Genomic DNA, 18,328 nt, shown 5'->3' with positions numbered 1-18,328 from the left:
GCCATGTTCCGCGGGACTCGGTCATCCCTGGACCGGCCCTCCCCGAAAATGCGTGCCGCCCGCTGTGAGCGGGGCGGTGCCGCACTGTGCATTCTTCCCTTACGCGGCACTCCCCGTCACTCGCCTGCCGTTACTTGTTCGTGATTTCGCGCAGCAGGCCGGTGTGGACGTCGAAGACGAAGCCCCTGACGTCCTCGGTGTGGGCGAGGAAAGGCGAGGTCCTGACCCTGGCCATGGACTGCCTGACGTCCTGGTCGCTGTCGGTGAAGGACTCCACCGACCAGGTCGGCCGCTGCCCGACCTCCGCCTCCAGTTCGGTGCGGAAGTCCTCGGTGATGCTCTCCATGCCGCAGTTGGTGTGGTGGATGAGCACGATCGACCGGGTGCCCAGCGCGCGCTGGCTGATCGCGAGGGAGCGGATCGTGTCGTCGGTGACCACCCCGCCGGCGTTGCGGATGGTGTGGCAGTCGCCCAGGGCGAGGCCGAGTGCCTTGTGCAGGTCGAGGCGGGCGTCCATGCATGCCACGACGGCGACCTGGAGCACCGGCCTGGCGTCCATGCCCGGGTCGTGGAATTCGGCGGCGTACCGCGCGTTGGCCTCGACCAGCCGGTCGGTGACCGATGCGGTGGCTGTGGGGGCCGAGTGCTCGGCGGAGCCGTCTGCTGGAGATATCGACATGACACCGACGGTAAGGCCCGGACAGGCCGGTCACCTGTTGTGAGTTCCGACGAAACAGCAAAATAACCGGTCAATACCCATGGGTGTGACGTAACCCACAGGGGTCTTGGCGGCCGGTGCGGGGTCCCCCGGCAGGGTGACGCGCCCGTACCGGCCAACGTTGACCGTGGGGCATGGTGGAGTAAAGTGGCGCGAAGTGGTGCGTGGAAAGCGGCGTCTGCGGGAGGTGCGATGTTCCTCGGGACATACACTCCGCGGCTGGACGACAAGCACCGCCTGGTGCTGCCCGCCCGCTTCCGCGAGCCGCTGGCCGACGGCCTGGTGATCACCCGCGGGCAGGAGCGATGCCTGTGCGTGTGGCCGGTCGAGGGGTTCAGGACGGCCACCCAGCAGCTGTCCGCAGCCCCGCTGACCTCGAAGTCCGCCCGCGACTACCTGCGGGTGCTGTTCGCCGGGGCGCACGACGAGATCCCCGACAAGCAGGGCCGGGTCACCGTGCCGCAGCCGCTGCGGGACTACGCGGGACTGGAGCGCGACTGCGCCGTGATCGGTGCCAACACCCGGGTGGAGATCTGGTCGGCGACCGCGTGGGCCGATTATCTGGCGGCGCAGGAGGACACCTTTTCGGCCCTGTCACAGGAGGTTCCGCCCGGATTACTGTGAGCGCGGCCCCGCACCCGCGCGCATCCCCCCAGCGATCCACCCGCGCGGACGTACGGCTCGGCCTCCTCCCGCTCCACGTTCGGCTGGCACCACTTCCCCGGTGCCAGGGGAACGTTTCTGCCGAGCGGGCGGGGACCAGGTTCTACGTCCATCCGCAGGGCGCGCCCCCAGGGCCGGCCCTCGCCAGCACCGTCCGAGAAGGGCCGGCCCCATGAGCGACACCTCAGCGCAGCCACCGGAGCCGCGGCATGTCCCGGTGATGCTGAGGCGCTGCCTCGACATGCTGGCGCCCGCGCTCGCCCAGCCGGGAGCCGTCGTCGTGGACGCCACCCTGGGCCTGGGCGGGCACAGCGAGGCCCTGTTGAGCACCTTCCCCGCCGTCCGGCTCGTCGCGCTCGACCGCGACCCCGAGGCGCTGCGGCTCTCCGGCCGCCGCCTCGCCCCCTTCGGCGACCGCGCCACCCTCGTGCACGCGGTGTACGACGAACTGCCCGACGTCCTCGACAAGCTGTCCGTGCCGCGCGTCCAGGGTGTGCTGTTCGACCTCGGCGTCTCCTCCATGCAGCTGGACGAGGCCGACCGCGGCTTCGCCTACGCGCAGGACGCCCCGCTGGACATGCGGATGGACCAGACCACCGGGATCAGCGCGGCCGAGGTGCTCAACACCTACCCGCCCGGCGAACTCGTCCGCATCCTGCGCACCTACGGCGAGGAGAAGTTCGCCCGCAAGATCGTCGACGCGGTCGTACGGGAACGCGACGCGGAACCCTTCCGCAACAGCGCCCGGCTGGTCGAACTCATCAGGAACGCCCTTCCGCAGGCCGCCAAGCGCACCGGCGGCAACCCCGCCAAACGCACCTTCCAGGCACTGCGGATCGAGGTCAACGGCGAGCTGTCGGTCCTGGAGCGGGCGATCCCCGCGGCGGTCGCCGCACTCGCCGTCGGCGGCAGGATCGCGGTCCTCGCCTACCACTCGCTGGAGGACCGGCTGGTCAAGCAGGTCCTCGCGGCCGGCGCCGCCACCACCGCGCCGCCGGGGCTGCCCGTCGTGCCCGAGCAGTACCAGCCGCGGCTGCGGCTGCTGACCCGCGGCGCGGAACTGCCCACCGAGGAAGAGGTCGCCGAGAACCGGCGGGCCGCACCCGCGCGGCTGCGCGGCGCCGAGCGGATCCGCGAGGACGCCAGGTGAGCCCGGTCCGCGGCCGGACCGCAACCGCGGCCCGTGCGCCCTTCGTCATCCTCGTCGTGACCCTGCTCGCCGGCGGCCTGATCTCGCTCCTGCTGCTCAATGCCGCGGTCAACCAGGACTCCTTCCAGCTGAACAAGCTGGAGAAGGAGACCACGGGGTACACGGACGAGCAGCAGCAGCTGCAGCAGGAGGTCGACCAGTACGGGGCGCCGGGGACGCTGGAGCGCAAGGCCCGAGACCTCGGGATGGTCCCGGGCGGCAACCCGGCCTTCCTCGGACCTGACGGGTCGGTCCTCGGTACGCCCGAGCGGGCCACCGCGCCGCCCCCGCCACCACGGCCGACGGCGCCTTCGCCCTCGCCGGGCAAGCCGACGGGGACGACGGCGCCTCCGTCGTCCCCGCCCGCCTCCACCCCGCCGCCCACGCCGACGCCCCCGACGTCCACCCCTGGCAGGTGACCCGCGATGCCACGCCGCTTCCCCGCGCCCCCAGGTGACTGCCCCTTGCGGTGCCGTGGCGCCTTTCCCCCGGTGGGGACTGGGCGCGCAGTTCCCCGCGCCCCTTATGGCTTGCCCTCTCTCGCAGACGTGAGCGCTTCCGGGCGTCGCCGTCTGCCGGCGAGGGTGAGCGTTTTGAGGGGCGCGGGGAACTGCGCGCCCAATCACCCACGCACCGAAAGGTGCAAGCTCACAGCAAGTGGCACCCACCCAGGAGGCGCTGGGGGTACCCCCGGGCGAAGCTCCGGGGGCGGAACTGCGCGACGAGCCCCCGCCGGGCCTCAGGCGTTGGCACCGCGGCAGGGGGCGAGGTGAGCGCGCCGCGGGTGCCGCAGCGGCGCCCCCGGCAGGGTGCGGTGCGGCCGGTGGTGGGACGGCCGCGGCCGGGGGAGCGGCGAGCCCAGCCGGGGGGAAGGCGGCCCCCGGCCGCCGGCCGGGTGCGCACCGTGCGGCTGGGTGCGCCGCGGCCGAGGCTGCGCCTCGTCGCGCTCGCCCTGACCGTGGTCATGGGCGTGTTCGTGGTGCGCCTGCTGCAGGTGCAGGCGGTGGACGCCTCGGCGTACGCCTCGAAGGCCGCGGTGAACCGCTGGGTCACCCATGACGTGACGGCGGACCGCGGCACGATCACGGACCGCTCGGGCGTGGCCCTGGCCACGACGGTGGACGCGTACGACATCACCGCTGACCCGTATCTGTTCACACCGGCGCAGGCCAAGGTCAAGGACGCCCCGCTGCAGGCGGCGGAACTGCTCGCGCCGATCGTCGGCGGTGACGCGACGACGATCGCCCGGCAGCTGGCCACGCCCGGCTCGCGCTACCAGATCCTGGCCCGCCAGCAGTCGCCGCAGGCATGGAACCAGATCTCCGACCTGAAGAAGGCGCTGGCCGCGAAGGCCGTCAAGCAGCCGGGCGCGGACGTGCTGGCCGGGGTGTTCAGCGAGCCGCACACCAAGCGGGTCTACCCCGGCGGCGACCTCGCCGCCGGGGTGCTCGGCTTCGTCAACAGCAAGGGTGCGGGCGGCGGCGGCCTGGAGTCGATGCTGGACAAGCAGCTGGCCGGCAAGAACGGCAAGATCCGCTACGCCCAGTCCAACGGGCGCCAGGTCCCCACCGCCGGCGTCCAGGAGCACCCGGCGGTGCCCGGCTCCGACGTGGAGCTGACCTTGGACCGGGACATCCAGTGGGCCGCGCAGAGCGCGATCAGCGCCCAGGTGAAGAAGTCGCGGGCCGACCGGGGCTACGTCACCGTGATGGACAACAGGACCGGCGAGGTGCTGGCGATGGCCGACGCCCCCGGCTTCGACCCGGGGGACCTCGCGCACGCCGACTCCGCCGCGCTCGGCAATGCGGCGATGCAGGACGCGTACGAGCCGGGCAGCGTCAGCAAGCTGATGTCGATGGCGGCGATCATCGACACCGGCACCGCGACGCCCACGACCCGGGTGACCGTGCCCGGCACGCTGCCGCGCGCCGACCGGGTCTTCCACGACGACGTGGACCACGGCACCTGGTACCTGACGCTGAACGGCGTACTGGCCAAGTCCAGCAACATCGGCACCATCGAGGCCACCGGCCAGCTCGGCAAGACCCAGGCCCAGGCCAACCAGGTGCTCTACTCGTACCTGAAGAAGTTCGGCATCGGCGACCCGACCGGCATCGGCTTCCCCGGCGAGACCCCCGGCATCCTGGCCAAGCCGCAGGACTGGAACGCCTCGCAGCAGTACACGATCCCCTTCGGCCAGGGCCTGTCGCTGAACGCGCTGCAGGCCACCTCGGTGTACGCGACGATCGCCAACGGCGGCGTCAGGGTCGCCCCCAGCCTGATCCGCGGCGTCACGGGGCCCGACGGGCGCTTCGTGCCCGCGGCGCCGCCCAAGCGGACCCGGGTGGTCAGCGCGCAGACCGCCAAGACGCTGTCGCAGATGCTGGAGTCGGTGGTCGGCAGCGAGCAGGGCACCGGCATCAACGCCCGGATCGACGGCTACCGGGTCGCGGGCAAGACCGGTACGGCCAACCGGGTGGACCCGAAAACGGGCACCTACCGGGGCTACACGGCGTCCTTCATGGGCTTCGCGCCGGCCGACAACCCGCGGGTCACCGTCTCCTGCGTCATCCAGAACCCGACCAAGGGCAGCTACTACGGCGGGTCGATCTGCGGTCCGGTCTTCAAGCAGGTCATGGAGTTCGCCCTCAAGACGCTCCAGGTGCCGCCGTCCGGCGCGCCGGCGCCGAAGCTGCCGATCGAGTTCGACCCGTCGCAGCCCGCCGTGCCCGCGACCCCGCCGACCGGCACCAAGGCCCGGTGACCATGCCGGGAACCGACCGTGACCAGCACGGCGTCTCCAGGGACAGCGGCCGCGACCCGCGGCTGCCGCACCGGGCCTGTTTTGGCCCGGAGCCCGGCCAGCCCGGTAACCTCACCGCCGTGTCCAACCCTGATCAAGCCACCCTCACCCAGCCTGGCCTGCCGCGCCCGACGCGGGTCCGGCCCACACCGCTGGCGGACCTCGCCCGGCGGCTCGGCGTGCCGGACCCCGGCGGTGACACCGCTGTCACCGGCATCACCCACGACTCGCGCGCGGTCCGCCCCGGCGACCTCTACACCGCACTGCCCGGCGCCCGCTTCCACGGCGCCGACTTCACCGCCCAGGCGGCCGCGGCGGGCGCCGCCGCCGTCCTGACCGACCCTGCGGGCGCCGACCGGGCCGCCGCGACCGGCCTGCCGGTGCTGACCGTCGCCGACCCCAGGTCGCAGATGGGCGCGCTGGCCGCGGCCGTCTACGACGAACCCGGCGAGGCGCTGCTGCAGATCGGCATCACCGGCACCTCGGGCAAGACCACCACCGCCTATCTGGTCGAGGGCGGCCTGCGGGCCGCCACCGGCAGCGGTACGGGCCTGGTCGGCACCGTCGAGACCCGCATCGGCGAGGAGCGCATCAAGAGCGAGCGCACCACGCCGGAGGCGACCGACCTGCAGGCGCTGTTCGCGGTGATGCGCGAACGCGGTGTCGGCTCGGTCGTCATGGAGGTCTCCAGCCACGCCCTGGTGCTCGGCCGGGTCGACGGCGCCGTCTTCGACGTGGCCGTCTTCACCAACCTCAGCCCCGAGCACATGGAGTTCCACACCGGCATGGAGGACTACTTCCAGGCCAAGGCGCAGCTGTTCACCCCGCGGCGCAGCCGGCTCGGCGTGGTCAACCTCGACGACGAGTACGGCCGCCGGCTGGTCGCGGAGGCCTCCGTGCCGCTGGTGACGTTCTCGGCGCAGGGCAGGCTCGACGCGGACTGGCGGGCCGAGGACGTCGAGGCGGACCTGATGGGCAGCACCTTCACGGTGATCGGCCCCAAGGGCGAGCGGCTGCGGGCCACCGCCCCGCTGCCCGGCCCGTTCAACATCGCCAACACCCTCGCCGCGATCACCGCGCTGGCCGCCGCGGGCCTGGACCCGCAGAGCGCCGCTGAGGGCGTCGCGGCCGTCCCCGGGGTGCCGGGGCGGCTGGAGCGGGTCGACGCGGGGCAGCCGTACCTGGCGGTGGTGGACTACGCGCACAAGACCGACGCCGTGGAGTCCGTCCTGCGGGCGCTGCGCACCACGACCCGCGGCCGTATCCACGCCGTGCTGGGCTGCGGCGGCGACCGCGACACCACCAAGCGCGGCCCGATGGGCGCGGCTCTGGCGCGGCTCGCCGACACCGCGGTGCTGACCTCGGACAACCCGCGCTCCGAGGACCCGCTGGCGATCCTCAGCGCGATGCTGGCCGGGGCCGCCGAGGTGCCGGCCGGGCAGCGCGCCCATGTCGTCGTGGAACCCGACAGGGCCGCAGCGGTGGCCGCCGCGGTCGCCGCCGCGGAGCCGGGCGACATCGTGCTGGTGGCGGGCAAGGGCCATGAGCAGGGCCAGGACATCGCCGGAGAGGTGCGCCCCTTCGACGACCGAGAGGTGCTGCGCGCCGCGATCGAGAAGGACCGGAAAGCATCGTGATCCCCCTTTCCCTCGCCGAGGTCGCACGCGCGGTCGGCGGGAGCACGCACGACATACCGGACGACACCCTGCTGGTGACCGGCCCGGTGATCATCGACTCCCGCGAGGTGGTGCCCGGCGCGCTCTTCGTGGCCTTCGCGGGCGAGCGGGTCGACGGCCACGACTTCGCCGGCCAGGCGGTACGCGACGGCGCCACCGCGGTGCTGGCGTCCCGTCCCGTCGGCGTGCCCGCGATCGTGGTGGACGACGTGCAGTCCGCGCTGGGCGCGCTGGCCCGGCACGTCATCGAGCGGCTCGGCGCCACTGTGGTGGCGCTGACCGGGTCCGCGGGCAAGACCAGCACCAAGGACCTGATGGCGCAGCTGCTGGAGAGGATCGCGCCGACCGTCTACACCCCGGGGTCGCTCAACAACGAGATCGGCCTCCCGCTGACCGCCCTGAAGGCCGACGAGCACACCCGGCACCTGGTGCTGGAGATGGGTGCCCGCGGCATCGGGCACATCGCGTACCTGACGGGTCTGACGCCGCCGCGGATCGGCGTGGTGCTCAACGTGGGCAGCGCCCACATCGGCGAGTTCGGCGGCCGGGAGCAGATCGCGCAGGCCAAGGGCGAGATGGTCGAGTCGCTGCCGGACGAGCACGCGGGAGGAGTCGCGGTGCTCAACGCCGACGACCCGCTGGTGCTGGCCATGGCGGACCGCACGAAGGCCAGGGTGCTGCTCTTCGGGGAGAGCGAGCAGGCCGCGGTCAGGGCCACCGACGTGCGGCTCAACGACCGGGGTCAGGCGGTCTTCGCCCTGCGAACACCCACCGGGTGCGCCGACGTGACCTTGCGCCTGTACGGTGAGCACCACGTGTCGAACGCGCTCGCCGCAGCCGCCGTCGCCAGTGAACTCGGCATGCCCGCCGGGGAGATCGCCACCGCGCTCTCCGAGGCAGGTCCCCTCTCGCACTGGCGGATGGAGGTCACCGAGCGCCCCGACGGCGTGACGGTCGTCAACGACGCCTACAACGCGAACCCCGAGTCCATGAGGGCAGCCCTGCGCGCACTCGCCGCTATGGGCAGGTCCGCACAGGCCGCGGGGGGACGGACGTGGGCGGTGCTGGGAAAGATGGCCGAACTGGGCGGGGAAGCACTCGCCGAGCACGACGCTGTGGGGCGGCTGGCCGTCCGGCTCAACGTCAGCAAGCTCGTTGCGGTCGGCGGCACGGAAGCCGCCTGGCTGCAGATGGGCGCCTATAACGAGGGTTCGTGGGGTGAGGAGTCGGTGCACGTGTCCGACGCGGAGGCGGCGATCGACCTGTTGCGCGCAGAGGTGCGCCCGGGCGACGTCGTGCTGGTGAAGGCATCACGGTCGGTCGGCCTGGAGGCCGTCGCCCTGGCGCTGACCGAAGGCGGTCCCGGCGGTACGGCGGCCCGTGAGGGTGCCGCGCGATGAAGCAGATCCTCGTCTCCGGGGTGATCGGGCTGTTCCTGTCGCTGATCGGCACTCCGCTGCTGATCCGCCTGCTGGCCCGCAAGGGCTACGGCCAGATGATCCGCGACGACGGGCCGCAGGCCCACCACAGCAAGCGCGGTACGCCCACCATGGGCGGTATCGCCTTCATCCTGGCCACCCTGATCGCCTACGCGTCGACGAAGCTGATCACCGGCGACAAGCCGAGCATGTCGGGTGTGCTGGTGCTGTTCCTGACGGCGGGCCTCGGCCTCGTCGGCTTCCTCGACGACTACATCAAGATCGTCAAGCAGCGCAGCCTGGGCCTGCGGGCCAAGGCGAAGATGGCCGGGCAGCTCATCGTGGGCATCACCTTCGCGGTGCTCGCGCTGAACTTCCACGACTCGCGCAACCAGACGCCCGCCTCGACCAAACTGTCCTTCACCACGGACTTCGGCTGGTCGATCGGCCCGGTCATCTTCGTGATCTGGGCGCTGTTCATGATCCTGGCGATGTCCAACGGCGTGAACCTCACCGACGGCCTCGACGGCCTGGCCACCGGCGCCTCGGTGATGGTCTTCGCCGCCTACACCGTCATCGGCGTGTGGCAGTACGGCCAGTGGTGCGGCGCCCAGGTCAGCGCAAACGGCGCCTGCTACGAGGTCCGCGACCCGCTGGACCTCGCGGTCGTCGCGGCGGCCCTGATGGGCGCCTGCTTCGGCTTCCTGTGGTGGAACACCTCGCCGGCGAAGATCTTCATGGGCGACACCGGTTCGCTCGCGCTGGGCGGCGCGCTCGCCGGCCTGGCGATCTGCTCGCGCACCGAGATGCTGCTGGCCATCCTCGGCGGCCTGTTCGTGCTCATCACCATGTCGGTGATCATCCAGGTCGGCTCCTTCCGGCTGACCGGCAAGCGGGTCTTCCGCATGGCACCGCTCCAGCACCACTTCGAGCTCAAGGGCTGGAGCGAGGTCCTGGTGGTCGTCAGGTTCTGGATCATCCAGGGCATGTGCATGGCCGTCGGACTGGGCATCTTCTACGCCGGGTGGGTGGCCGCCTCATGACCGCGGGCGGCGAGTACAAGGGGCTGCGGGTCACTGTCGCGGGGCTCGGGGTGTCGGGGGTGCCGGCCGCGAAGGCGCTGCACGGCCTCGGCGCCCACGTCACCGTCGTCAACGGCACCGCGGGGGAGCGGCAGCAGGCCGAGGCGGCGGAGCTGGAGGCGCTGGGCGTCACCGTGCGCCTGGGTGACGGCACTGCGTCCGACAGCGGCCCCGCCGCGGGTCTTCCCGAGGGCACAGAGCTGGTCGTGACCGCGCCCGGCTGGAAGCCGTCGAGCCCGCTGTTCACCGCCGCGCGGGAGGCCGGCGTCGAGGTCATCGGCGACGTCGAGCTGGCATGGCGGCTGCGCGGCCCCGGCGCGGCGCCGTGGCTCGCGGTCACCGGCACCAACGGCAAGACCACCACGACCCGGATGCTCGCCGCCATCCTCACCGCGGCCGGCCTGCGGACCGCCGCCGTCGGCAACATCGGCGTCTCGCTCTTCGACGTGGTCCTCGGCGAGCAGGAGTACGACGTCCTGGCCGTGGAGCTGTCGAGCTACCAGCTGCACTGGGCGCCCGGCATCCGCCCGCACTCGGCCGCGGTGCTCAACCTGGCGCCCGACCACCTGGACTGGCACGGCTCGATGGAGGCCTACGCGGCCGACAAGGGCCGCATCTTCCACGGCAACAAGGTCGCCTGCGTCTACAACGCGGCCGACCCCGCCACCGAGGCGCTGGTCGAGGCGGCCGACGTCGAGGAGGGCTGCCGGGCGATCGGCTTCACCCTGGACGCGCCGCGCATGTCGGAGCTGGGCGTGGTCGACGGGCTGCTGGTGGACCGGGCCTTCGTGGCGGACCGCCGCAACAGCGCCCAGGAGCTGGCCGAGACCGCGGACGTCCGCCCGCCCGCCCCGCACAACGTGGCCAACGCACTGGCCGCCGCCGCGCTGGCCCGCGCCTTCGGGGTGCCGGCCGGCGCGGTCCGCGACGGGCTGCGCGCCTTCCGCCCCGACCCGCACCGCATCGAGCAGGTCGCGGTGCTGGACGAGGTGGCCTACGTCGACGACTCCAAGGCCACCAACCCCCATGCCGCACAGGCCTCGCTGACCGCCTACGAGCACGTGGTGTGGATCGCCGGGGGCCTGGCCAAGGGCGCCGAGTTCGACGAGCTGGTGGCCGCGGCGGCCGGGCGGCTGCGCGGGGCGGTGCTGCTCGGCGCCGACCGGGCGCTGATCCGCGAAGCCCTGGCGCGACACGCCCCCCAGGTGCCGGTGGTGGACCTGGAACGGACCGACACTGGGGCGATGTCCGCGGCAGTGGCCCAGGCGCGGCAGCTGGCCGCGCCGGGCGACACGGTCCTGCTGGCACCCGCCTGCGCGTCGATGGACATGTTCAGCAACTACAACCAGCGCGGCGACCTGTTCGCGGACGCCGTGCGCGCCGCACTGCCGGACACCGCGGCACACTCCTAGCCGCCGCGGCCCCGCTCCCGCAGGCCGCGGCGCACCGCACCGACGGAGGGGACGCATGACGGCACACGGCTCCACCCCCCGCGCCGCCGCGCGGCCCGCCAGGGCGCCCAGCGCCCTGCGCGGGGCGGCTCGGCTCCCCGGGCGGCTGCGGGACGCCTGGGACCGGCCGCTGACCGCGTACTACGTGATCCTCGGCGGCAGCCTGCTGATCACGGTGCTGGGCCTGGTGATGGTCTACTCGGCGTCGATGATCCAGGCGCTGCGCTACGGGCTGCCGTCCACGTACTACTTCCGCAAGCAGCTGCTGGCCGTCGCGATCGGCTCGGTGCTGCTGTACGCCGCCGCCCGGATGCCGGTCAGGGCGCACCGGGCGCTGGCGTACCCGCTGCTGCTGGGCTCGGTGTTCCTGATGTGCCTGGTGCAGGTGCCGGGGATAGGGGAGTCGGTCAACGGCAACACCAACTGGATCTCGGTGGGCGGCCCCTTCCAGCTGCAGCCCAGCGAGTTCGGCAAGCTCGCGCTGGTGCTGTGGGGCGCCGACCTGCTGGCCCGCAAGGGCGACAAGGGCCTGCTGGTGCAGTGGAAGCACCTTCTGGTGCCGCTCATCCCGGTCACCGTGCTGCTGCTCGGACTCATCATGCTGGGCGGCGACATGGGCACCACGGTGATCCTCACCGCGATCCTGTTCGGCATGCTGTGGCTGGCCGGGGCGCCGACCCGGCTGTTCGCCGGGGTGCTGGGCGGTGCGGCGGGCCTGGCCGGGCTCGCCATCGTCACCAGCCCCAACCGGATGGACCGGCTGCACTGCATCGCCGCCTCCGACCCCGGCAACGGCTGCTGGCAGGCGGTGCACGGGATCTACGCCCTCGCCTCCGGCGGCTGGTTCGGCTCGGGACTCGGGGCGAGCGTGGAGAAATGGGGCGAACTCCCCGAACCGCACACCGACTTCATCTTCGCCGTGACCGGGGAGGAACTGGGTCTGGCGGGGACACTGTCGGTGCTCGCCCTCTTCGCGGCACTAGGCTACGCGGGTATCCGCGTGGCCGGTCGTACGGAGGACCCCTTCGTCAGGTTCGCAGCGGGTGGCGTGACCACCTGGATCACGGCACAGGCCGTGATCAACATCGGTGCGGTGCTCGGCCTGCTGCCGATCGCCGGCGTCCCGCTCCCGCTGTTCTCCTACGGAGGTTCAGCCCTCCTGCCGACCATGTTCGCGATCGGGCTGCTGATCTCCTTCGCCAAGAACGAGCCGGCGGCGCGAGCCGCGCTGGCCGTGCGGGGGCGGCGGAGCGGGCGTAACTCCCCGAGCCGGGCAATGACACGGACGATGCGACGGTACGTCACCCGACGGCCGTCCGGAGAGCGGTGAATTTCGGTGCATGTCGTACTCGCCGGCGGGGGGACCGCCGGTCACATCGAGCCTGCGCTCGCGCTCGCCGATGCCCTGCGCAGGCAGGACCCGACCGTGGGCATCACCGCCCTCGGCACCGAGAAGGGCCTGGAGACCAGGCTGGTGCCGGAACGCGGCTACGAACTGGCATTGATCCCCGCCGTTCCGCTGCCGCGCAGGCCCACCCCCGAACTGATCACCGTCCCCGGGCGGCTGCGCGGCACCATCAAGGCCGCCGAGCAGATCCTGGAGCGCACCAAGGCCGACTGCGTCGTCGGCTTCGGCGGCTACGTCGCCCTGCCCGGCTACCTGGCCGCGAAGAGGCTCGGGGTGCCGATCGTGGTGCACGAGGCCAACGCCCGCCCCGGCCTTGCCAACAAGATCGGCTCGCGGTACGCCCACGCGGTCGCGGTCTCCACCCCCGACAGCAAGCTGCGCGACGCCCGCTACATCGGCATCCCGCTGCGCCGGTCCATCGCCACCCTCGACCGGGCCGCGGCCCGCCCCGAGGCCAGGCACGCCTTCGGCCTCGACCAGAACCTGCCCACCCTGCTGGTCTCCGGCGGCTCGCAGGGCGCCCGCAGGCTCAACGAGGTGGTCGCCGCGGTCGCCCCCAGGCTCCAGCAGTCCGGGGTGCAGATCCTGCATGCGGTCGGCCCGAAGAACGAACTGCCCAGGGCCGACAACATGCCCGGCATGCCCCCCTACCGCCCGGTGCCCTACGTCGACCGGATGGATCTCGCCTACGCCGCCGCCGACATGATGCTCTGCCGGGCCGGCGCCATGACCGTGGCCGAACTGTCGGCCGTCGGCCTGCCCGCCGCCTATGTGCCGCTGCCGATCGGCAACGGCGAACAGCGGCTCAATGCGCAGCCGGTGGTCAAGGCCGGCGGCGGCCTGCTGGTCGACGACGCGGAACTGACCCCCGACTGGGTGCTCGGCAACGTGCTGCCGGTCCTCACCGACCCGCACCGCCTCTACGACATGTCCCGCGCCGCCGCCGAGTTCGGCCGCCGCGACGCGGACGACCTGCTCGTCGGCATGGTGTACGAGGCGGTGGCCGCGCGCCGGGCACGATAGACCCCGCCGGGCGTCAACACACGGGAGGCCGACGTGACAGGACCGGGAGCCGGTGCCGGAGCCAGACCCGCGGAGCGCGGCGGCCAGGACCGCACACGGGTGCCGCAGCCGGCGGCCCGCCCGCCCGAGCAGGGCAGGCGCCGCCCGCGGCTGACCGTGCCGGCCCGGCGCACCGTGCTGGTCGCGCTGGTGGTGCTCACCGTCCTGATCGGCGGCGGCACCTGGGCGGTGTACGGCTCGTCGTGGCTGCGGGCCGAGCGGGTCGCGGTCAGCGGCGGGCAGGTGCTGACCCCGCAGGAGATCCAGCGGGCCGCGGCCGTGCCGCTCGGCGGCCCGCTGGTCTCGGTCGACACCGGCGCGGTCAGGAAGCGGCTGCTCAAGGCGCTGCCCCGGCTGCGCGACGCCAGCGTGCACCGGTCGTGGCCGCACACGATCCGGGTCGAGGTGACCGAGCGCACGCCGTCGGCGATCCTGAAAAGCGGCGGGAAGTTCGTCGAAGTCGACAAGGAAGGCGTCAGGTTCGCCACGGTCGATCAGCAGCCGCGCGGAGTGCCGGTCGTGCAATTGACGCCGGATCAGACGGCGAGCTTTCGGCATTTCGGAACAAAGAGACTTCTGCAGGCCGCGATTAGCGTCGCGGGCCGGCTGCCGGAATCGCTGACCGGCCGGGCGACCGCGATCCGGGTGCGTTCCTACGACGCGATCACCGTCGAACTCACCGGCGGGCGGGACGTGATGTGGGGCAGCCAGGAGGACGGCGACCGCAAGGCGGCGGTCCTGACCGCCCTGATGAAGGCCGAGCCGCACGCCACCCACTACGACGTGAGCGCCCCCACCGCCCCTGCGGCTTCCGGAAGTTGACGTGTGCGGGACGTCCGCTTCGGTAGTATTCGACCCCTGGTTCACGGAGCGGCCGCGTGATCACATAGGGTCAAAAGAAAAACGGGAGGTTCGGCGTGTTCGTTGAACCACCACCGCTTGTCGACTTAGTGTCTCGTCCCAGAGGAACACATGGGACAGGCATACTGGTAACCCTAAACCTCAGGGTCAGGGTTCGGAACGGCCCCGGCGAGCGTACCGACCGTCCCACACGATTCGTAAATCGAGGCGAGAGGCCTTCGACGTGGCAGCACCGCAGAACTACCTCGCAGTCATCAAGGTCGTCGGCATCGGCGGCGGTGGCGTCAACGCCATCAACCGGATGATCGAGGTCGGTCTCAAGGGCGTCGAGTTCATCGCGATCAACACCGATGCGCAGGCCCTGCTGATGAGCGACGCCGACGTCAAGCTCGACGTCGGCCGGGAGCTGACCCGGGGTCTGGGCGCCGGCGCGAACCCCGACGTCGGCCGCAAGGCCGCCGAGGACCACCGCGAGGAGATCGAAGAGGTGCTCAAGGGCGCCGACATGGTCTTCGTCACCGCGGGCGAGGGCGGCGGCACCGGCACCGGCGGCGCCCCCGTGGTCGCCAACATCGCCCGCTCGCTGGGCGCACTGACCATCGGGGTGGTCACCCGCCCCTTCACCTTCGAGGGCCGCCGCCGCGCCAACCAGGCCGAGGACGGCATCGCGGGGCTGCGCGAGAACGTCGACACCCTGATCGTGATCCCCAACGACCGGCTGCTGTCCATCTCGGACCGCCAGGTCAGCGTGCTCGACGCCTTCCGCTCCGCGGACCAGGTGCTGCTGTCGGGCGTGCAGGGCATCACCGACCTGATCACCACCCCCGGCCTGATCAACCTGGACTTCGCCGACGTGAAGTCGGTGATGTCCGAGGCGGGTTCCGCGCTCATGGGCATCGGCTCCGCCCGCGGCGACGACCGGGCCGTGGCAGCGGCCGAGATGGCGATCTCCTCGCCGCTGCTGGAGGCGTCGATCGACGGCGCCCGCGGGGTGCTGCTGTCCATCTCCGGCGGCTCCGACCTCGGCCTGTTCGAGATCAACGAGGCGGCCCAGCTGGTCAGCGAGGCCGCCCACCCCGAGGCCAACATCATCTTCGGCGCGGTCATCGACGACGCGCTCGGCGACGAGGTCAGGGTCACCGTCATCGCGGCCGGCTTCGACGGCGGCCAGCCGCCGACCAAGGGCAGCCGCGACAAGGTGCTCAACTCGCCCTACGCGGGCCGCGACGAGGCCGCGCCCGCCGGCGGCGCCAGGACCGGTTCCGCCTCCGGCGACCTCCAGCGCCCGGCGCCGTCCTTCGGCGGGCTCGGCAGTGTCCCGGCCGCGGCCCCCGGCGAGCGGGAGCCCGAGCCGGTCGCCGAGGCGCCGGCCGCACCCGCCGCCTCGCCCGTGGTGCCGCCGGCCCGGCCGTACCAGGACAGCGCGGCCGAGGAACTCGACGTCCCCGACTTCCTGAAGTGATCTCCAGGACGTGATAGGGCACCGCACTTCAGCGAACGGCGCGCACTTCGCCTTCACCGACAGGTGGGGCGGGGTGAGCGCCGTTCCGTACGACAGCCTCAACCTCGGCGGGGCGGTGGGCGACGACCCGGCCGCCGTGCAGGCCAACCGCGGCCTCGCCGCCCGCGCGCTCGGCCGCGACCCGGCCCGCGTGGTCTGGATGAACCAGGTGCACGGCCGCGAGGTCGCCGTCGTGCACGAGCCGTGGGGCGACGCCGAGCCGCCCGCGGTCGACGCGGTCGTCACCACCAGGACCGACCTCACCCTCGGGGTGCTCACCGCGGACTGCGTCCCGGTGCTGCTCGCCGACCCGGTGGCCGGCGTCGTCGCCGCGGCGCACGCGGGGCGCCCTGGGATGGCCGCGGGGATCGCCACCGCCGCGATTGAGACGATGATCACACTCGGCGCGGATCCGGGCCGTACAACAGCCGTACTCGGACCGGCAGTCTGCGGCAAATGCTATGAAGTGCCCGATTCGCTGCGAGCGGAGGTCGCCGCGATCGAACCGGCGGCGTACGCCGAGACGAGCTGGGGCACGCCGGCGGTCGACGTGGCCGCCGGGGTGCGCGCGCAACTGCTGCGCGCCGGGGTGCGCGCGGTCGAAGGGCCCGTCGCCTGCACCCTGGAGTCCGCCGACCACTTCTCCTACCGTCGCGACAAGGTCACCGGCCGGCTCGCGGGCTACGCATGGCTGGACGGCGCAAGGTGACGGCGGACGGCGGCGCGCGGGCCGGGCAGCTCGCGGAGAACCTGGCCAGGGTCGAGCAGCGGATCGCCGGCGCCTGCCGGGCCGCGGGCCGGGACCGCAAGGAGGTGACCCTGATCGTGGTCACCAAGACCTACCCGGCCTCCGACGTACGGCTGCTGGCCGGGCTCGGCGTGCGCGAGGTCGCCGAGAACCGCGACCAGGAGGCGGCGGCCAAGGCGGCCGACACCGCCGATCTCCCGCTCAGCTGGCACTTCGTGGGCCAGCTGCAGACCAACAAGGCCCGCTCCGTGGTCCGTTACGCTGATCATGTGCACTCGGTCGACCGGCTCAGGCTGGTCGCCGCACTGTCGTCGGCGGCCACCGCCGCCGGGCGGCAGGTCGGTTGCCTCGTCCAGGTCGCCCTGGACGCGGAGGCGGGGGACCGCGGGGAGCGCGGCGGGGTGGCACCCGACGCGGTGCCCGCGCTGGCCGACGCCCTCGCGGCGGCTCCCGGGCTGCGGCTCGACGGGCTGATGACCGTCGCACCGCTCGCCGGGGCGTACGCGGGCCAACCCCGCGCGGCCTTCGACCGGTTGACGGAAATCTCATCCCGCCTGCGCGAGACGCATCCGGCTGCCACCATGGTCTCGGCAGGGATGAGCCAGGACCTCGACGAAGCGGTGGCGGCCGGAGCGACACATGTACGCGTCGGAACGGCGGTACTCGGAGTCCGTCCCGGGCTCCGGTAACGTCACCAAACAAGTCGGACCACAGCATAAATATGGTGTGGCGGCCGTCCCCGAGGCGGCCGAGGACCGCAACCCCGCTGAGAGGACGCAGAGCATGGCCGGCGCGATGCGCAAGATGGCGGTCTACCTCGGCCTCGTGGAGGACGACGGATACGACGGCCCGGGCTTCGACCCGGATGACGAGTTCGAGCCGGAGATGGCGGCGCCCCCCGCGCGTGCCGCCGCCGAGCAGGAGCGCGCCCCCCGCCGCCCGCACAGCCAGCACGTGCCACCGAGCCAGCACCAGCCTCCGCAGGACGAGCCGCCGCGGCTCGTACACGCCCCGGCACCCCGCGAACCGCGGATCGCCCCCGTGGCGTCCATCACACCCGAACGTCACAGCCTGGAGAAGAACGCAGCGGTGATCATGCCCAAGGTCGTGTCAGAACGCGAGCCGTACCGGATCACGACACTTCACCCCCGGACCTACAACGAAGCCCGTACCATCGGGGAACACTTCCGCGAAGGCACCCCGGTGATCATGAACTTGACGGAGATGGACGACACCGACGCGAAGCGACTTGTCGACTTCGCGGCCGGTCTGGTCTTCGGCCTCCACGGGAGCATCGAGCGGGTGACGCAGAAGGTCTTTCTGCTCTCGCCTGCTAACGTCGATGTCACGGCGGAGGACAAGGCCCGGATCGCCGAGGGCGGGTTCTTCAACCAGAGCTGAGCGAAACGCAACCGTAGGGACCGGCCAACAGGCCGACGAGCAGGGGAGAGGGAAGCGCGATGAGTGTCGCACTCCAGGTGCTGTACATCGCGTTGTACTGCTTCCTCTTTGTGCTGATTTTCCGATTGGTGATGGATTACGTCTTCCAGTTCGCCCGTTCATGGCACCCTGGGAAGGCGATGGTGGTGGTCCTGGAGGGCACCTACACTGTCACCGATCCGCCACTCAAGCTTCTGCGGCGGTTCATCCCGCCGCTGCGCCTCGGGGGCGTGGCGCTCGACCTGTCCTTCTTCGTATTGATGATCATCGTTTACATCCTGATCTACGTTGTTGGGAGCTTCATGTGA

Annotated in this window: 17 protein-coding genes; 16 read left to right on the top strand and 1 reads right to left on the bottom strand. The window is 72.2% G+C overall.

What is annotated here, in order from left to right; translation table 11 throughout:
* Positions 1–130 precede the first annotated feature (130 nt).
* Complete coding sequence (locus JT723_RS10480) at positions 131–679, bottom strand: beta-class carbonic anhydrase (protein WP_205044247.1); 549 nt, start codon at positions 677–679, stop codon at positions 131–133.
* Positions 680–910: 231 nt separating this feature from the next.
* Between JT723_RS10480 and mraZ the strand changes: the two genes are divergently transcribed.
* The 16 genes from mraZ (at position 911) to JT723_RS10400 (ending at position 18,328) form a co-directional block, all read left to right on the top strand.
* Positions 911–1,342 (top strand): division/cell wall cluster transcriptional repressor MraZ, encoded by a 432-nt coding sequence (gene mraZ, locus JT723_RS10475; RefSeq protein ID WP_205044246.1) that lies wholly within the window; start codon positions 911–913, stop codon positions 1,340–1,342.
* Between the two features lie 211 nt (positions 1,343–1,553).
* Positions 1,554–2,531 (top strand): 16S rRNA (cytosine(1402)-N(4))-methyltransferase RsmH, encoded by a 978-nt coding sequence (gene rsmH, locus JT723_RS10470; protein WP_205044245.1) that lies wholly within the window; start codon positions 1,554–1,556, stop codon positions 2,529–2,531.
* A complete protein-coding gene (gene ftsL, locus JT723_RS10465; RefSeq protein WP_205044244.1) occupies positions 2,528–2,989 on the top strand; it encodes a cell division protein FtsL in 462 nt (153 codons plus the stop codon). The genes rsmH and ftsL overlap by 4 nt, the downstream gene beginning before the upstream one ends.
* A 485-nt stretch (positions 2,990–3,474) precedes the next feature.
* The gene (locus JT723_RS10460; protein WP_372441265.1) at positions 3,475–5,334 is read left to right on the top strand and encodes a peptidoglycan D,D-transpeptidase FtsI family protein; all 1,860 of its coding nucleotides are present in this window, start codon (positions 3,475–3,477) and stop codon (positions 5,332–5,334) included.
* Positions 5,335–5,336: 2 nt separating this feature from the next.
* The gene (locus JT723_RS10455; RefSeq protein WP_205044358.1) at positions 5,337–7,010 is read left to right on the top strand and encodes a UDP-N-acetylmuramoyl-L-alanyl-D-glutamate--2,6-diaminopimelate ligase; all 1,674 of its coding nucleotides are present in this window, start codon (positions 5,337–5,339) and stop codon (positions 7,008–7,010) included.
* The gene (locus tag JT723_RS10450) at positions 7,007–8,449 is read left to right on the top strand and encodes a UDP-N-acetylmuramoyl-tripeptide--D-alanyl-D-alanine ligase (RefSeq protein WP_205044242.1); all 1,443 of its coding nucleotides are present in this window, start codon (positions 7,007–7,009) and stop codon (positions 8,447–8,449) included. The genes JT723_RS10455 and JT723_RS10450 overlap by 4 nt, the downstream gene beginning before the upstream one ends.
* Positions 8,446–9,510: a phospho-N-acetylmuramoyl-pentapeptide-transferase gene (gene mraY, locus JT723_RS10445; RefSeq protein WP_033172402.1), complete on the top strand. Its 1,065-nt coding sequence runs from the start codon at positions 8,446–8,448 to the stop codon at positions 9,508–9,510. Before JT723_RS10450 ends, mraY begins: the two co-directional genes overlap by 4 nt.
* Complete coding sequence (gene murD, locus JT723_RS10440; RefSeq protein WP_205044241.1) at positions 9,507–10,961, top strand: UDP-N-acetylmuramoyl-L-alanine--D-glutamate ligase; 1,455 nt, start codon at positions 9,507–9,509, stop codon at positions 10,959–10,961. The genes mraY and murD overlap by 4 nt, the downstream gene beginning before the upstream one ends.
* 55 nt (positions 10,962–11,016) lie before the next feature.
* Complete coding sequence (gene ftsW / locus JT723_RS10435; protein ID WP_205044240.1) at positions 11,017–12,330, top strand: putative lipid II flippase FtsW; 1,314 nt, start codon at positions 11,017–11,019, stop codon at positions 12,328–12,330.
* A 6-nt stretch (positions 12,331–12,336) separates the two neighbouring features.
* Entirely contained in the window at positions 12,337–13,431 is a 1,095-nt protein-coding gene (gene murG / locus JT723_RS10430) for an undecaprenyldiphospho-muramoylpentapeptide beta-N-acetylglucosaminyltransferase (protein WP_205044239.1), read from the top strand.
* Between the two features lie 33 nt (positions 13,432–13,464).
* Positions 13,465–14,292: a cell division protein FtsQ/DivIB gene (locus JT723_RS10425; protein WP_205044238.1), complete on the top strand. Its 828-nt coding sequence runs from the start codon at positions 13,465–13,467 to the stop codon at positions 14,290–14,292.
* A gap of 262 nt (positions 14,293–14,554) precedes the next feature.
* Positions 14,555–15,793 (top strand): cell division protein FtsZ, encoded by a 1,239-nt coding sequence (gene ftsZ / locus JT723_RS10420; RefSeq protein WP_205044237.1) that lies wholly within the window; start codon positions 14,555–14,557, stop codon positions 15,791–15,793.
* Positions 15,794–15,803: 10 nt separating this feature from the next.
* Positions 15,804–16,541 (top strand): peptidoglycan editing factor PgeF, encoded by a 738-nt coding sequence (pgeF, locus tag JT723_RS10415; protein ID WP_205044236.1) that lies wholly within the window; start codon positions 15,804–15,806, stop codon positions 16,539–16,541.
* On the top strand, positions 16,520–17,269 hold the full coding sequence (locus JT723_RS10410; RefSeq protein ID WP_205044235.1) for a YggS family pyridoxal phosphate-dependent enzyme: 750 nt from the start codon (positions 16,520–16,522) through the stop codon (positions 17,267–17,269). The genes pgeF and JT723_RS10410 overlap by 22 nt, the downstream gene beginning before the upstream one ends.
* A 94-nt stretch (positions 17,270–17,363) precedes the next feature.
* Positions 17,364–17,981 (top strand): cell division protein SepF, encoded by a 618-nt coding sequence (locus JT723_RS10405; protein WP_205044234.1) that lies wholly within the window; start codon positions 17,364–17,366, stop codon positions 17,979–17,981.
* Between the two features lie 59 nt (positions 17,982–18,040).
* Positions 18,041–18,328, top strand: coding sequence for a YggT family protein (locus tag JT723_RS10400; protein ID WP_033172393.1), 288 nt, complete (start codon positions 18,041–18,043; stop codon positions 18,326–18,328).

It is taken from the genome of Actinacidiphila bryophytorum, from assembly GCF_016916835.1.
GTDB lineage: Bacteria > Actinomycetota > Actinomycetes > Streptomycetales > Streptomycetaceae > Actinacidiphila > Actinacidiphila bryophytorum.
The sequence above is the reverse complement of the archived record's forward strand: the minus strand, read 5'-3'. Positions and strand labels throughout refer to the sequence as shown.

Excerpts from the sequence above, each read along its gene's own strand:
- JT723_RS10480 (WP_205044247.1), bottom strand. The coding sequence starts at position 679 with ATGTCGATATCTCCAGCAGACGGCTCCGCCGAGCACTCGGCCCCCACA.
- mraZ (WP_205044246.1), top strand. The coding sequence starts at position 911 with ATGTTCCTCGGGACATACACTCCGCGGCTGGACGACAAGCACCGCCTG.
- rsmH (WP_205044245.1), top strand. The coding sequence starts at position 1,554 with ATGAGCGACACCTCAGCGCAGCCACCGGAGCCGCGGCATGTCCCGGTG.
- JT723_RS10455 (WP_205044358.1), top strand. The coding sequence starts at position 5,337 with ATGCCGGGAACCGACCGTGACCAGCACGGCGTCTCCAGGGACAGCGGC.
- mraY (WP_033172402.1), top strand. The coding sequence starts at position 8,446 with ATGAAGCAGATCCTCGTCTCCGGGGTGATCGGGCTGTTCCTGTCGCTG.
- murD (WP_205044241.1), top strand. The coding sequence starts at position 9,507 with ATGACCGCGGGCGGCGAGTACAAGGGGCTGCGGGTCACTGTCGCGGGG.
- ftsW (WP_205044240.1), top strand. The coding sequence starts at position 11,017 with ATGACGGCACACGGCTCCACCCCCCGCGCCGCCGCGCGGCCCGCCAGG.
- JT723_RS10410 (WP_205044235.1), top strand. The coding sequence starts at position 16,520 with ATGGCTGGACGGCGCAAGGTGACGGCGGACGGCGGCGCGCGGGCCGGG.
- JT723_RS10405 (WP_205044234.1), top strand. The coding sequence starts at position 17,364 with ATGGCCGGCGCGATGCGCAAGATGGCGGTCTACCTCGGCCTCGTGGAG.
- JT723_RS10400 (WP_033172393.1), top strand. The coding sequence starts at position 18,041 with ATGAGTGTCGCACTCCAGGTGCTGTACATCGCGTTGTACTGCTTCCTC.